This is a genomic window from Streptomyces ochraceiscleroticus (assembly GCF_000720485.1).
GTDB lineage: Bacteria > Actinomycetota > Actinomycetes > Streptomycetales > Streptomycetaceae > Streptomyces > Streptomyces ochraceiscleroticus.
Map to the genome: position 1 here is coordinate 89,538 of NZ_JOAX01000021.1, position 14,264 is coordinate 103,801.

Sequence of the window (14,264 nt, forward strand, 5' to 3'; positions counted from 1 at the left end):
TTACGTGCGGACGGCGGAACGGAACATGACGTTCCACACTGCGGGCCCGCCGCCCGCCCGCGCCCCTAGCTGATCTGCCGGCGGACCAGCTCGTGGAAGAGGCCGCCGGTGTCGGCGAGCAGGTCGGCGGGGGTGCCCTGCTGGGCGACCCGGCCGTCGGACATGACGATCACCCGGTCGGCGTCCATGACCGTGGAGAGCCGGTGGGCGATGACGACGCGGGTGGCGTTGAGCGTGCGGGTGCTCTCGGTGACCACCCGCTGCGTCTCGTTGTCCAGCGCGCTGGTGGCCTCGTCGAAGAAGAGGATGCGCGGCCGCCGGATCAGCGCCTGGGCGATCATCAGCCGCTGCCGCTGGCCGCCGGAGATCGAGCCGCCGCCGTCGGAGAGCATCGTGTGCATGCCCATCGGCATCCGCTTGATGTCCTCAGCCAGGCCCGCCATCTCCGCGGCCGCCCACGCCTCCTCCTGCGTGAACATCTCGGCGCCGCAGATGCAGTCGAGGATGGAGCCGTTGAAGGGCTGGGCGTTCTGCAGCACCACACCGCACTGGCGGCGCACGGCGGCCTGGTCCAGCGCCGCCAGGTCCTGGCCGTCGTACAGGACGCTGCCGGATACCGGGCGGTCGAAGCCGATGAGGAGGCGCAGCAGGGTGGACTTGCCGCAGCCGCTCGCGCCGACGACGGCGACGAACTCGCCGGGCCGCACCTCGAAGGACACGTCGTCCAGGACCAGCGGCCCGTCGTCGGAGTAGCGGAAGGAGAGGCCGCGGGCCTCGATGCCGCCGCTGAGGGTGCCGGGCTGGGTCGAGCCGCCGCGTACTTCGGGGCGCTCGTCGAGGACCGGCTTGATCTGCTCGAACATCGGCAGCACGGCGAACGCCTGGAGGCACGCGCCGGTGAGCTGGGTCACCGAGCTCAGCATCATCGTGACGGCGGTGTTGAAGGTGAGGAACGCGCCGGCCGAGAGGACGCCGCGGGCCGGGCCCGCGAGCAGCATGAACATCACGAGGGTGCACAGCGGCAGGTAGACCGCGTTGAGCACGGTGGTGAGGTTCTTGATCCGGCCGACCTTCTGCTGCAGCTCCCGGCTGCGGGCGAACTCCCCGGCCCACGCGCTGTACGCGAAGCTCTCGGCGGCGGCGACGCGCAGCTTCGGCAGCCCGCGCAGGGTCTGGAACGCCTGGTTGTTGAGCTTGTTGGTCAGCTTGATGAGCTGCCGCTGGGAGCGGAGCTGCCACAGGCCCAGGAGCAGGAAGACCGTGGCGATGCAGAGCAGCATGGCGATCGCGACGACGGCCAGCTTGGGGCTGTAGACGAGCAGCAGGACGAGGTTCATCGTGCCGACCGTGCCCGCCTGCACGGCGACCGAGCCGATGCCGGACAGGATGCGGCGGATGCCGCTGATGCCCATCGCGGCGCTGGCCAGCTCGCCGGTGGAGCGCTCGCTGAAGAACTTCGTGGGCAGCCGCAGCAGCCGGTCCCAGACGGCCGGCTGGAGGGTGGATTCGATGCGTCCTTCGACGCGCAGGATGGAGGTGTTCTCCAGCAGCATGAAGACGGCGGAGACCAGGCTGGTGACGATCAGCGCGACGGCCGTCTGGATGATGAGGCCGCGCTCGGCGTTGGGGACGTAGTCGCCCAGCACCTTGCCGGTGGCGATCGGCACGAGGGCGCCGAGCAGCACGGCGACGAGTCCGCCGATGGCGAGGTTGCGCAGGTCCAGGCGGGTGCCGCGCATGCTGAAGCGGATCAGCCGCAGGGCGCCCATCGGGCGGTCGGGCAGCGGCGGGTAGAGCATGACGGCGCGCGGTTCGAGCACCGCCGCCTGTTCCTGGTAGAGCCGGGTGCGGGTGCCGTCGGCGGCGACCGCTTCGTAACGGCCCCGGCGCCACAGCAGTGCCACGGGCTCGCCGGTCTCGCTGCGGTGGCCGACGAGCGGGCCGCTGTTCTCGCGCCACCACCGGCCGTCGAGCTTGACGACGCGGGTGCGGATGCGGGAGCTGACGGCGATCCGCTCGACGGGGCTGAGCCGGTCGTTCGCCGTGCCGCCCTCCTTGGGCGAGGTCAGCGTGATCCTGGCGGCGTCGGCGACCTTGCGGCAGACGGCGAGGGTGGCGTCGTCGGTGGCGCCGGTCTGCGCGCCGCCGCGTCCCGAGGAGCCGATGGAGGACAGCAGCGTCTGGTCGGCCTGCGAGCGGGCGGCCTCGCCGGCCTTGATGCCGGCCGCGGTGCGGTCCTCGTGCGCGCGCTCCAGCCGCTCGATCCAGCGGTCCAGCGCGGACAGCAGCCGGAACTGCTGGTCGACCATCCGCTGCCACATCGTCGCGTCGATGAGCAGGTCGGCGGCGGCCTCGGCGCTGTAGTGGGCGCCGTACTGGAGGCTGCCGGGGTCGACGGGCATCCAGAGGATGTTCTCGTCGGCCGCCCCGTCGGTCCCGTCGGTCTCGCCCGCCCCGTACTCGCCGTCCAGCGGCGCTTCGAAGAGCACGCGCTGGCTGCGGCCGACGCCGCGCGCGAAGGCGTCCTCCAGCGGGCTGAGCGCGCTGTCGTACGCGTATTCGCCGGTGTCCCAGGCCGGGCCGACGTACCGGCCGTACGCGTCGTACTCCGCGCCGCCGTACTCGGCCCGGAACAGCTCGCGAAGCTGGATGCGGCGGACCGTGCAGCCCTGCAGGGGCCGGGCGACGAGGGTGTGCTGCGGGCCCTCGACCGGGCCGAGGAGCAGGGTGCCCGGGGCGAGCCGGCCGAGGAAGTACCAGTGGCCCTGCTGGGCCGCGTCGACCGCGAAGAGGTCCATGGCGCCGCCGGTGACCAGCCACAGCACGTGCGGCCCTTCGAGCGGCAGGCTGCGCAGGCCCGTGCAGTCGACTTCGGTGCCGAGCCCGCCGAGGGCGTGCAGCACGGTGTCGTCGGCGGCCGTGCCGGTGGCCGCGGGGTGAGGGGTTGTCACCTCAGGACTCCTTGACCAGCTCTGCGTACGCGCCCTGGGCGGCGACCAGGTCCTCGTGCCGCCCGCGCTCGACGACCGTGCCGTGGTCCAGGACCACGATCTCGTCGCTGTCGCGCACCGTGCTGAGGCGGTGTGCGATGACGACGCAGGCGCAGCCCAGGCGCCGCAGGTTGTCCATGATGATCTGTTCGGTCTCCGCGTCCAGGGCGGAGGTGACCTCGTCCAGGACGAGGATGGAGGGGCGCCGGACCAGGGCCCGGGCGATCTCCAGGCGCTGCCGCTGGCCGCCGGAGAAGTTGCGGCCGTCCTGCTCGACGCGGCTGTGGATGCCGCCGGGGCGGCGGGCCACCATGTCGTACGCCGCGGCGTTCTTCAGCGCCTCGATGACGGCCTCGTCGGGGATCGAGGGGTCCCACAGCGCGACGTTGTCGCGGACGGTGCCCTCGAAGAGGAAGACGTCCTGGTCGACGAAGGAGACCGAGGAGGCGAGCGCGCCGCGGGAGATGTCCTCCAGCCGCTGCCCGTCGATGTGGATGGTGCCCTCCCACGGGCTGTACAGGCCGGAGATCAGGCGGGAGACGGTGGACTTGCCGCTGCCGGAGCCGCCGACGAGGGCCACCTGCTGCCCGGGCCCGACGGTCAGCGAGAAGTCGGTGAGCAGCGGCTTGTCCAGCGGGCTGTAGCCGAAGGTGATGCTGGTCAGCTCCACGTGGCCCTTGAGGCGGCGGGTGGACGCGACCGGCTCGGGGCGGGTGTAGAGGGAGTCGACCGGGAAGGACTCGACGTCCTTCAGGCGGGACACGTCGGCGGCGAAGTCCTGGATCCGGGCCGCCATGCCGTTGAGCCGGGTGATCGGGGCCGTGAAGTTGGTGACCAGCGCCTGGAAGGCGACAAGGAGACCTACCGACATATGGCCTTCGACCGCGCTGAGACCGCCGACGAGCAGGATCAGCGCGCTGTTGAGGGCGGCGAGGGTGGGCGCGACGACGGCGAGCCAGGCGCTGGGCACGCCGAGCCGCTGCTGCCCGTCCAGGGTGGTCGCGTGCTGGCCGGCCCAGCGGCGGAAGTAGCCGTTCTCGCCGCCGGTGGCCTTCATCGTCTCGATGAGCTGCAGGCCGCTGTACGAGGTGTTGGTCAGCCGGGCGGAGTCGGCGCGCAGCTTCTGGGTGCCCGTGGCGCGCAGCCGTACGACGATGCGCATCGCGGCGACGTTGAGCAGCGCGACGGCCACGCCGATGAGGGTGAGCTGCGGATCGTAGGACCACAGCAGGAAGGCGTAGAGGATGACGACGACCGCGTCCACACCGGCCGCGGCGAGGTCCCTGGCGAGGGTCTCGGCGACGGTGTCGTTGGACTGCAGGCGCTGGACGAGGTCGGCCGGGTTGCGCTGCGCGAAGAAGGTGACCGGCAGCCGGAGCAGGTGGCGCAGGAAGCGGGCGCTGCTCAGGGTGGAGGAGATGATGCGGCCGCGCAGCAGGTTCGCCTGTTGCAGCGCGGTGAGCGCGGCTGTCAGGACGAGCGTGGTGCCCATCGACGCGAAGAGCACACCGAGCAGCGACGTCTGGTCGCCGATCAGGAACATGTCGATGTACGTACGGCTCAGCGCGGGTACCGTCGCGCCGACCACGACCAGCAGGAAGCTGGCGAGGACAGCGGCGAGCATGGTGCCGGAGGTGCCGCGCAGCCGGGGCGGCAGGGCGCCGAGGACGCCGGGCTTGCGGCCGCCCTTGCGGAACTCCTCGCCGGGCTCGAAGGTCAGCACGACGCCGGTGAAGCTGGTGTCGAAGTCCTCGGCGGGCACGAAGCGGCGGCCCCGGTCGGGGTCGTTGATGAACGCGCCCTTGCGGCCGAAGCGGCGGCCCATGCCGTCGAAGACGACGTAGTGGTTGAACTCCCAGAAGAGGATGGCCGGAGCCCGGACCTCGGCGAGCGCGGCCGGCTCCATCTGCATGCCCTTGGCCTTCAGGCCGTAGGCACGGGCCGCCTTGAGGAGGTTGGAGGCGCGGGAGCCGTCGCGGGAGACGCCGCACGCGATGCGCAGCTCCTCCAGCGGGACGTGCCGGCCGTAGTGGCCGAGGACCATGGCGAGCGAGGCGGCGCCGCACTCCACGGCCTCCATCTGGAGGATGGTGGGCGTACGGATCGTCTTGCCGGCGCTCTTGGCGGGCCCGGAGCTGCCGGAGCGGCGCCGGTCGGGCCTGGTGTTCGGGCGGTGCCGACCGCGGCCGCCGGGCGGCAGCGGGGGCGGTGCCGGGGCTTCGGGCTGCGCGGTCACGGGAGGAGCCAATCGATCGGGCGCTGCGCGGTGAGGTGGATCGCACCGGTGACGGGCGTCATGGAGCCGATCGCGTTCGGCGGGCCGTCGGCGGTGGACCACTTGTAACCGGACTTGGTGTCGGCGCGGTCCAGCTCCACCAGGACGGCGATCGGCTGGCCGTCCGCCGTGAACTGCTCGCCGAGCTCGCGGTCGCCGAGGAAGCCGGCGATCTGCCGGCTGCTCTGCGGCGCCCGGCCGACGGCCTTGACCTTGCCGCGGAGCACGCCGTACTGCTGCGTGGGCACGGACTGGACGGTGAGGTCGACGGTGGCGCCGACGGGGACGGTGGCCGCGCTGCGGCTGGGTACGTACACCATCGCCACCAGCGGTTCGTGCGCGCTCTGGACGCGCTCGACGCTCGCGACGTCGGCGCCCATGGTGACCACCGAGCCGATCTTGCCGACGAGGCTGGTGACCCGGCCCGGTGCCACCGCGCGGACGGCGCGGTCGCCCTGTGCGGTGCGTACCTTCAGGACCGGCGCTCCGGCCCGGAGCTGCTGGCCCTCCTTGGCGAAGACCTCGGTGACCTGGCCGGCGACCGGGCTCTGCAGGACGTAGCTGCCCTGGGGGTGGGTGAGGATGCCGGGCGAGGTCTGCTTGGAGGACACGGACCCGGTGACCGCCCAGAAGGCGGCGACGGCCATCACGACGACGGTGACGGCGAGGACGAGGCCGCCCTGCGGCCGGGCGTAGCGCACGGGCAGGTCGAGCTCTTCAGGCGACTGGAGCTTGGCCAGCGCCTTTTGCCGGAACTGCACGGAACTTTTCCCTCGACTGCTTTTGTCTCATTCGGTGCCGACGCATACACCAAAGGGCAGCGCGGACGAAAAGGCGACCCAATGGGACACGCGCGACATGGCGCACCAATGATCCATGAAAATACCCGCTGTTCGGGCACACCAAGGCATGACCGTAACACAGGCGGAAAAGCCCGCACTTGACGGGCGAAGGCGGCGGCCGATGGCATCCGTGCGCCCCGGAGCAAATGCTCCGGGGCGCACGGCAAACCTATGGGTACGGACATGTACCGATAGGTCGAGTCATGCCTGCGGCGGTGCGACCGACGACAGTGGCGAGACTCAGAGGCCCTGGGTCAGGCCCTCGACGGTGCCCACGGCGTTGACGCCGGTGGTCTGCTGCACGGTGCCGTTGACCTGGCCCAGCGTGCTGCTGACGGTGCCGCCGGTCAGACCGTCGACGGTGCCGACGACCTGGTTGACGGTGCCCGAGACGCCGAGGCCACCGGCGATGGCGTCCAGCTCGGCGTCGGCGATCTCAGCGGTCTCGACCTGGGGGGTGAAGTCCATGACTTGCGTTTCCCTTCAATTACTGTGAGTCATACTCGAATAACACGGAAGTCGGCGGCAGAACATAGCCCGGCGGCCATATCGGTCATTTACCGAATGGAAACCGGGGAGGCATTCGCACAACTCCCGCGCCGAAATGATCCAAGCACGCCAACTGGTAGCCGGGCCAACCCGCTTGCGGTGGCCGGTCGGCACATTCCACCGGCACCGGACGATCGCGTGCAGTTTTATGCACGGCTTGGTGACGAGTCCTTCACAAGAACGTTTACCCGCACGCCGGTGACCGCGCGCGCACGCCGGGCCCATCCGGACATACCCGCGCCAAGCCCCGGACGCACGCACGTCGCCGCGCGCCGGACGGCACACACTGTGCCGCCGATGCGCGGGCGATGTGCAGATTCTTTGAAACCCGCCTGCGCGGCTCAACCTCACGGCCGCAGCCGCGTCCGCGGAAGCTCGGCGCGCCGAGGGCTCAGGGCACCGAAACGCCACCCGGCAGCGCCGCGCGCCAGCCGCGCAGCGTCTCCAGCACCCGCTCCAGCTCGCCGACGATCCGGTCCAGCTCGCCGGCGGTGCGCGCGTCGCAGGAGTACGGCAGCCGGCCCTCGGCCTCGATCACGCCGACCTCGACCACCGGCGACGTCCGGCCGGACGCACCTTCTTCACACATGATCCGGAAGTGGAACTGCGGGAACCCCCGCTCCGGCTGCGCCGAGAGGTTCCAGCCGACCGGTTCCGCCAGATGCATGATCCCGTCGTGGCCACCGGCCTCGGCGGCCGTGTGCACGCGCCGGCACCACACCGGGCACACCACGGGCCGTACGGCCAATGTCACGGAATCCAGCATTTCGTCCGTCATATGCACATTATCGGGTCGGGATGCCGAACCTGCTCTTGAACGACGCGCGGGAGTGTGCGTGAACGATGCGTGAGAGTGCGCGTGAACGGTGCGTGGGAGTGCGTGCTTCCGCGGCCCCGTGCGCGGGTGAATCAGCGCGTGCGCTCAGCCGGATGCCCGTACGAGCAGTTCCGGCGTGAGCCGGACCGTGCGGCTCGGCCCCACGCCCGGCGCCCGGTCCCCCGACCGCTCACCGAGCAATCTCGCGGCCTCCGCCGCCAGTTCGCCGACCGGCTGGCGGACCGTGGTCAGCGCCGGGTCCGCCAGGCCCGCGAAGGGCACGTCGTCGAAGCCGGTGACCGCGACCTCGGCGGGCACATCGGCACCGAGCTGGCGCAGCCGCTGGAGCGCGCCGACCGCGATGAGGTCGTTGGCGCAGACGATCGCGTCAGGGCGGGACGGCCAGATGCGGTCGACCGCCTCCCGTCCCCACGCCACGGAGAAGTCGCCCAGCTCGACCCGGCCGGGGGCCTGCGGGTCCAGGGCCGCCGCGCCCGCCTCGTACGCGGCGCGCCGCTCGGCCGCCGTCGAGGTCGTGCCGGCCGCGCCCACGAACCACGGCCGGCAGCGGCCCGCCGCCGCCAGGTGATCCAGTACCAGCGCCATCCCGGCCGCGTTGTCCACCGCGACCGAGTCGGCGACGCCCGGGCCGCAGCCGCGGTCCAGCAGCACCACCGGCACCCGACGCGCGGCCTCCGCGACCGCTTCCCGGCTGAGCCGCTCGTCGACCGGTATCAGCACCAGCGCGTCCACCTGCCGGTCCAGGAACTCCGCGATCCGGGCCGCCTCGGTCGCCGGGTCGTCGTCGCAGTCGGCGAGCAGCAGGGCCCGGCCCGCGGCGTGCAGCGCGTGCTCCAGCTCCCGCACGAGCGCGGGGAAGAAGGGGTTGGTGATCTGCGGCAGGACCAGGCCGACGGTGCCGGTGGCCCGGCGGCGCAGCGCGCGGGCGACGTGGTTGGGGCGGTATCCCAGCCGCGTGGCCGCCTCGCGTACCGTACGGGCGGTCTCGGCGCCGACCGGCCGGGTGCCGGCGAGCACGCGGGAGACGGTGGCGACGGAGCAGCCCGACGCGCGGGCGACGTCCTTCAAGGTGACTTCGGCCACGGTCGGCGCCCTTCGCTCGGCTCGGCTGCGCGCCTGCGAGCGGCGTGCGCTGCGGCAACGGCGGGCAAACGTTATCACCGGGCAGCCGCCGGGCACTGTGGGATGAATCATTGACAAGCACCCCGGTATACGGGTGAACTCTTCGCGGCCTTTCGGAGAACGATTTCCCACGCTCTCCCGGAGGGCTCACCGCACCACCGTTCAACAGGGCAAAGGGGCTCGACCGTTGGCCAGAAAGATCATCCTCGACTGCGACCCGGGGCACGACGACGCGATCGCCATGCTCCTGGCCCACGGCAACCCCGACATCGAGCTCGTCGCCGTGACGACCGTGGTCGGCAACCAGACGCTGGAGAAGGTCACCCGCAACGCGCTCTCCGTGGCGCGGATCGCGGGCATCACCGACGTGCCCTTCGCCGCCGGCTGCCCGCGTCCCCTCGTACGGAACATCGAGACCGCCGGTGACATCCACGGCGAGACCGGTCTGGACGGCCCCGTGCTGCCCGACCCGACGTGCGTCCTGGACGAGCGGCACGCCGTCGACCTGATCATCGACACCGTGATGTCCCACGAGCCGGGCGAGATCACCATCGTCCCGACCGCGGGCCTCACCAACATCGCGCTGGCCGCCCGCAAGGAGCCGCGCATCGTCGAGCGGGTCCGCGAGGTCGTCCTGATGGGCGGCGGCTACCACGAGGGCAACTGGAGCGCGGTCGCCGAGTTCAACATCGTCATCGACCCCGAGGCCGCGCACATCGTCTTCAACGCGGGCTGGCAGGTCACGATGGTCGGCCTGGACCTCACCCACCAGGCGCTCGCGACGCCCGAGGTGGCCGAGCGGATCGCCGCGCTGGGCACCAAGCCCGCCAAGTTCGTCGAGGAGCTGCTGGAGTTCTTCGGCACCACCTACCGCGACCACCAGGGCTTCGAGTCGCCGCCGGTGCACGACCCGTGCGCCGTCGCGTATGTGATCGACCCGGACGTGATGACCGTGCGCCGGGCCCCGGTCGACATCGAGCTGACCGGCACCCTGACCAAGGGCATGACCGTGACGGACTTCCGCGCGCCGGCGCCGGCCGACTGCCGCACTCAGGTCGCGGTCAAGCTGGACCACGGCCGCTTCTGGGACCTGGTCGTGGACGCCCTGGAGCGGATGGGCGACCCCGAGCTGATCGGCGAGAACCCACAGAAGCCCGGAGACGTACTGGCATGAGCGCATCCACCACGACGGGGCAGCCCCCCGGCGGCCTGACGGAGAGACCCGGCGTCCGGGTCGGTGTCCTGCTCACCGCGCTGCTGGCGGCGTGCTTCGCCTTCCAGCTCAACGCGAGCATGCTCAGCCCCGCGCTGAAGAGCATCGAGGACAGCCTGCACGCCACCTCGGCGGAGATCGGCCTCACCCAGACCGCGTTCTTCACCTCGGCGGCGCTCTTCTCGCTCTTCCTGCCGCGGCTCGGCGACGTGATCGGCCGCCGCAAGGTGCTGGCCGGGATGATGGCCCTGATGGTCATCGGCTGCATCGTCGCCGCGCTGGCGACGAGCGTGCCGATGCTCTTCGCGGGCCGCGTCCTCCAGGGCGTGAGCGGCCCGACCGTACCGCTGTGCCTGATCATGCTGCGGGTCGAGGTCACCGAGCCGAAGAAGTACGGCACCCTGCTCGGCGTGATCACCGCGGTCAACGGCGGCATCGCGGGCGTGGACTCGCTCGCGGGCGGCTACCTCGCCGACCAGTACGGCTTCGGCGCGGTCTTCTGGGCGATGGCCGTCGTCGCGGCGCTCGCCGCGGTCCTGGTCACCACGATGACCCGCGAATCCACCGCGCCCGTGAAGAGCCGGATGGACTGGCCCGGCGTGCTCCTCCTCGTCATCTCGGTCGGCACCCTGCTGACCGCGTTCAACGAGGCGGGCAAGCTGGCCGCCGCGAACTGGCCGCTGATCGGCGTGCTCGTCGTGATCGCCGCGATTGCCTTCGCGCTGTTCTGGCGTACGGAGAGCCGCAGCGGCCACCCGCTGGTCGCCACCCACCACCTCAAGCAGCGCTCGACCTGGGCCCTGCTGCTGACCACGGTCCTCACCATGACCGGCGTCTTCGCCGTCATGAACGGGCTGATCCCGGCCTTCGCGCAGGACGCCCACGCGGGCCTGGGCATGTCGGCCGAGGCGTCGGCGTGGTGGACCCTGACGCCGTACGCCCTCGCCGGCCTCGCGATGGGCCCGGTGGCGGGCCGGCTCGCCGCGACGTTCGGGTACGGCCGCGTCCTGCGGTTCGGCCTGATCGGCTCGGTGGTGACCGTCGTCCTGATGATCCTCACCCTCGGCAGCCACTCGCGGGTGCTGCTCCTGGTCATGTCGCTGCTGGTCGGCATCACGTACGCGGGCGTGGCGAACATCGTGCTCAACGGGCTCGGCATCGTGCTGTCCCCGCGCGAGAACCCCGGCTTCCTGCCCGGCCTGAACGCGGGCGCGTTCAACCTGGGCGCGGGGCTGAGCTTCGCGGTGCTTTACGCCGTGAAGACGGCGGCTGTACCGGCGGATCCGTCCTCGCCGTCGGATTACACCGCCGGGATGGTCGCGGGGATGGTCATCATCGCTGCGGCGATCGGGACGTCCTTCCTGATTCCTAAGCCGGTGTCCGCCGAGGCGGACGGCTGATCGACGGTCGGGGTGCGTGACGGTTGTTCCCTCACGCACCCGCCGTCGTGGCTGGTCGCGCCCACGCGGCGGAGCCGCATATCGACACGCCCCGCGCCCCTGCTACCGCAGGTACGCGCCCAGGCGCTCGACCGCCGACGCATTGCGCGGGCTTTCCACCAGGTCCGCGTAGTCCAGCGTGACGATGCGCTTGTGCTTGATCGCGGAGACGTTCGCCAGCGGCTTGTAGTTCAGCAGGAACCGCTTCTTCTGCTCGGCGGTCGTGTCGCCGTAATCGCAGATCACGATGGTCTCCGGGTTCCGCTCGACGACGGTCTCCCAGCCGATCGTGGTCCAGGAGTCGGCGAGGTCGTGGGTGATGCTGCGGCCGCCCGCCTTGGCGATGATGTCGTCGGGCGCCGCGTACCGCCCTGCCGTGAACGGTTTGTCCTGACCGCTGTCGTACAGGAACACGTCCGGCCGGTCCGCGCCCTTCGGCGCCTTCCTCCGCACCTCCGCGACCCGCGCCTTGAAGTCCGCGATCAGCTTCCGTGCCCGGTCCTCCACCCCGAAGAGCTTCCCGAGCTGGGTGAGGTCGGTGTAGAGCGCCTCCAGCGGCGGCATGATGCCGCGTGCCGAGCCGCGCCCGTTGTGACAGGACTCGGTGAGGACGTACGAGTCGATGCCGAGCTTGTGCAGGGACTCCGGGGTGAGGCCGTCCTCGCCGAAGCCGTAGTTCCAGCCCGCGAAGACCAGGTCGGCGCGTGCGTCGACGGCCAGCTCCTTGGTGATCCGGTCCTTCGACAGCCACTTCGCCTTCTCGTACCCGTCCTTCCAGGGCACGCCGCTCAGCTCCCCCTTGTCGTCCGGCATGACGAACCCGGCCATCCGGTCCTCCAGGCCCAGCGCGAACATGATCTCGGTGATGCCGACGTCGTTGGTGACCACCCGTTCGGGCACCTTGTCGAAGGTGACCTTCTTGCCGCAGTTCTCGATGGTGACCGCGGTCCCGCGATCATCCGGTGCGGCCTGTTCCACCTGCGCGCCGCACCCGGTCAGGGTCAGTGCGAGGAGGGCGGCGAACGCGGCCGCCGGGCGTCGTACGGGCATGGTCACTCCTGGTCGATGCGGTCGAAGAGCAGTTGGACGGCGCCGGTCACCGGGTGCGTGACGCGATGCGCCCGTACGCCGAACACCTCGGCCAACAGCCGGGGTCGCAGTACGTCGCGCGGCGGGCCGGAGGCGACCACGCGGCCGCCATCGAGCACGTACAGCAGGTCGCAGTGGCTCGCGGCGAGGTTCAGGTCGTGCAGCGCGGCGAGGACGGTGAGGCCGCTGCGGCGCACCAGGGACAGCACCTCCAACTGGTGGGCGATGTCCAGGTGGTTGGTCGGCTCGTCGAGGACGAGGACGCGGGGCTGCTGGGCGAGGGCGCGGGCGATCAGGACGCGCTGTTTCTCGCCGCCGGAGAGCGAGCGGAAGCCGCGCCCGGCGAGGTGGGCAGCGCCCACCCGGTCCAGCGCCTCGGCGCAGAGCGCGGCGTCGGCGGCGGAGGCGCGGCCGGTGAGGAGGGTGCCGCCGCGCTGGTGCGGCAGCCGGCCCATCGCCACCACCTCGGCCGCGGTGAAGTCGAATTCGGCGGCGGACTCCTGGGGCAGTGCGGCGAGTCTGCGCGCGCCCGCCCGCGCGTCCATCGCGTGCAGGTCGTCGCCGTCCAGCCGTACCGTGCCGGCGGCGGGCCGCAGCGCCCGGTAGGTGCACCGCAGCAGCGTGGACTTGCCGCTGCCGTTCGGCCCGACCACCCCCACGACCTGCCCGCTGTCGGCCCGCAGCGCGATGTCCTCGACGATCCGCGCCCCCGCAAGCTCGACCGTCACCCCCTCCACGTCGACGCGCATCAGCGGCCGCCCCCGAACGCGTAGCCACCGCGCCGCATCAGCAGCAGGAAGCACGGCACGCCGAGCACGGCGGTGACCACGCCGACCGGTATCTCGGCGGGTGCGAGCAGCAGCCGCGAGACGATGTCCGCCCAGACCAGCAGCACGGCCCCGGCGAGCGGCGCGAGGACCAGCACCCGCCGGTGGTCGGCGCCGACGAGCATCCGCACGACGTGCGGCACCATCAGCCCGACGAACCCGATCGCGCCCGACACGGCGACGACCGCGGCGGTGACGGCCGCGGTCACCACGAACAGCTCGGTCCGCAGCCGGCCCGGGCGCACGCCGAGGGCCGCCGCGGTCTCGTCCCCCATCGCCAGCGCGTTCAACCGGCCCGCCCGCGCGCCGAGGTACAGAATGCCGGCCAGCACGGTGACGGCGGCGAGCGGCACCGACCCCCAGGTCGCCCCGCCCAGGCTGCCGAGCAGCCACATCATCGCGGCCCTGGCCGCCTCGCCGCGCTCGGCCCGGAAGACCATCAGCGTGGTGAGGGCGGAGAACCCGTACGACAGCGCGGTACCGGCGAGGACGAGCCGCAGCGGCGTCAGCCCGTACGCGGTACGCGCCGCCAGGTAGACGAGCACCATCGCCGCGAGAGCCGAGACGAACGCGGACACCGACAGCGCCCACACTCCCAGCGCGGCGAACGCGCCGAGGAGCAGTACCGCGTTGGCACCGACCGCGGCGCCGGAGGAGACGCCGAGCACGAAGGGGTCGGCGAGCGCGTTGCGCACCATGGCCTGCACGGCCACGCCGACCGAGGCGAGCCCCGCGCCGACCACGGCCGCGAGGACGGCGCGCGGCAGCCGTATCTCCCAGACGATGGCGTACGCACCGGCCTCGTCGCCCCGTATCGTCCCGCCGGTCAGCCCGGCCCCCAGGAAGTGCAGCGTCTCGCCCCACGTCACCCCGGACGCGCCCAGCCCGACCCCGCACACCAGCGAAACGAGCAGGAACAGAACAAGCACGGCAGCGGATGCGGGAACCGGCAGCCGACGTAGCGCGGGCGGTCCGGCCGCGGCGGTGGTGATGGCGGACAAGGGCGGGCGTCCTTCGCCTCGGGCCGCGTCCGTGCACACAGGGAGCGGCGCCCCGGCGCCGGGCGGGCTCCGTTGCGTC

General features: G+C 71.8%; 11 protein-coding genes. 2 read left to right on the forward strand and 9 right to left on the reverse strand.

Going from position 1 to position 14,264, the window contains the following annotated elements:
* Positions 1–65 precede the first annotated feature (65 nt).
* The 6 genes from IG84_RS0124975 to IG84_RS0125000 form a co-directional block, all read right to left on the reverse strand.
* Positions 66–2,951, reverse strand: a complete 2,886-nt coding sequence (locus tag IG84_RS0124975) for an NHLP bacteriocin export ABC transporter permease/ATPase subunit (protein WP_031061540.1) — start codon at positions 2,949–2,951, stop codon at positions 66–68.
* A gap of 1 nt (position 2,952) precedes the next feature.
* Positions 2,953–5,226: an NHLP family bacteriocin export ABC transporter peptidase/permease/ATPase subunit gene (locus IG84_RS0124980; protein WP_031061541.1), complete on the reverse strand. Its 2,274-nt coding sequence runs from the start codon at positions 5,224–5,226 to the stop codon at positions 2,953–2,955.
* Entirely contained in the window at positions 5,223–6,026 is an 804-nt protein-coding gene (locus tag IG84_RS0124985; RefSeq protein ID WP_031061542.1) for an HlyD family efflux transporter periplasmic adaptor subunit, read from the reverse strand. Before IG84_RS0124985 ends, IG84_RS0124980 begins: the two co-directional genes overlap by 4 nt.
* A 321-nt stretch (positions 6,027–6,347) precedes the next feature.
* A complete protein-coding gene (locus tag IG84_RS0124990; protein ID WP_031061544.1) occupies positions 6,348–6,575 on the reverse strand; it encodes a hypothetical protein in 228 nt (75 codons plus the stop codon).
* Positions 6,576–7,047: 472 nt separating this feature from the next.
* Complete coding sequence (locus IG84_RS0124995; RefSeq protein WP_031061545.1) at positions 7,048–7,434, reverse strand: DUF6907 domain-containing protein; 387 nt, start codon at positions 7,432–7,434, stop codon at positions 7,048–7,050.
* A 144-nt stretch (positions 7,435–7,578) separates the two neighbouring features.
* Positions 7,579–8,577, reverse strand: coding sequence for a LacI family DNA-binding transcriptional regulator (locus tag IG84_RS0125000; RefSeq protein ID WP_031061548.1), 999 nt, complete (start codon positions 8,575–8,577; stop codon positions 7,579–7,581).
* Positions 8,578–8,803: 226 nt separating this feature from the next.
* Between IG84_RS0125000 and uriH the strand changes: the two genes are divergently transcribed.
* Complete coding sequence (gene uriH, locus IG84_RS0125005; RefSeq protein ID WP_037800836.1) at positions 8,804–9,790, forward strand: uridine-preferring nucleoside hydrolase UriH; 987 nt, start codon at positions 8,804–8,806, stop codon at positions 9,788–9,790.
* On the forward strand, positions 9,787–11,229 hold the full coding sequence (uriT, locus tag IG84_RS0125010; protein ID WP_031061552.1) for a uridine transporter UriT: 1,443 nt from the start codon (positions 9,787–9,789) through the stop codon (positions 11,227–11,229). The genes uriH and uriT overlap by 4 nt, the downstream gene beginning before the upstream one ends.
* 102 nt (positions 11,230–11,331) lie before the next feature.
* On the opposite strand, the gene IG84_RS0125015 is transcribed toward uriT, so the two are convergent.
* From IG84_RS0125015 to IG84_RS0125025, 3 genes are read right to left on the reverse strand one after another with little or no spacing between them, the layout of a single operon-like run.
* On the reverse strand, positions 11,332–12,318 hold the full coding sequence (locus IG84_RS0125015) for an ABC transporter substrate-binding protein (protein WP_031061553.1): 987 nt from the start codon (positions 12,316–12,318) through the stop codon (positions 11,332–11,334).
* A gap of 2 nt (positions 12,319–12,320) precedes the next feature.
* Positions 12,321–13,106 carry an ABC transporter ATP-binding protein gene (locus IG84_RS0125020; RefSeq protein WP_031061554.1) on the reverse strand — a complete coding sequence of 262 codons (786 nt, stop codon included), beginning with the start codon at positions 13,104–13,106 and terminating at the stop codon, positions 12,321–12,323.
* Positions 13,106–14,185 carry a FecCD family ABC transporter permease gene (locus tag IG84_RS0125025; RefSeq protein WP_037800837.1) on the reverse strand — a complete coding sequence of 360 codons (1,080 nt, stop codon included), beginning with the start codon at positions 14,183–14,185 and terminating at the stop codon, positions 13,106–13,108. The genes IG84_RS0125020 and IG84_RS0125025 overlap by 1 nt, the downstream gene beginning before the upstream one ends.
* Positions 14,186–14,264 lie beyond the last annotated feature (79 nt).

Bases quoted from the DNA above. Each gene is read 5' to 3' on its own strand.
- IG84_RS0124990 (WP_031061544.1), bottom strand. From the start codon at position 6,575: ATGGACTTCACCCCCCAGGTCGAGACCGCTGAGATCGCCGACGCCGAG.
- uriT (WP_031061552.1), top strand. From the start codon at position 9,787: ATGAGCGCATCCACCACGACGGGGCAGCCCCCCGGCGGCCTGACGGAG.
- IG84_RS0124995 (WP_031061545.1), bottom strand. From the start codon at position 7,434: ATGACGGACGAAATGCTGGATTCCGTGACATTGGCCGTACGGCCCGTG.
- IG84_RS0125020 (WP_031061554.1), bottom strand. From the start codon at position 13,106: ATGCGCGTCGACGTGGAGGGGGTGACGGTCGAGCTTGCGGGGGCGCGG.
- IG84_RS0125015 (WP_031061553.1), bottom strand. From the start codon at position 12,318: ATGCCCGTACGACGCCCGGCGGCCGCGTTCGCCGCCCTCCTCGCACTG.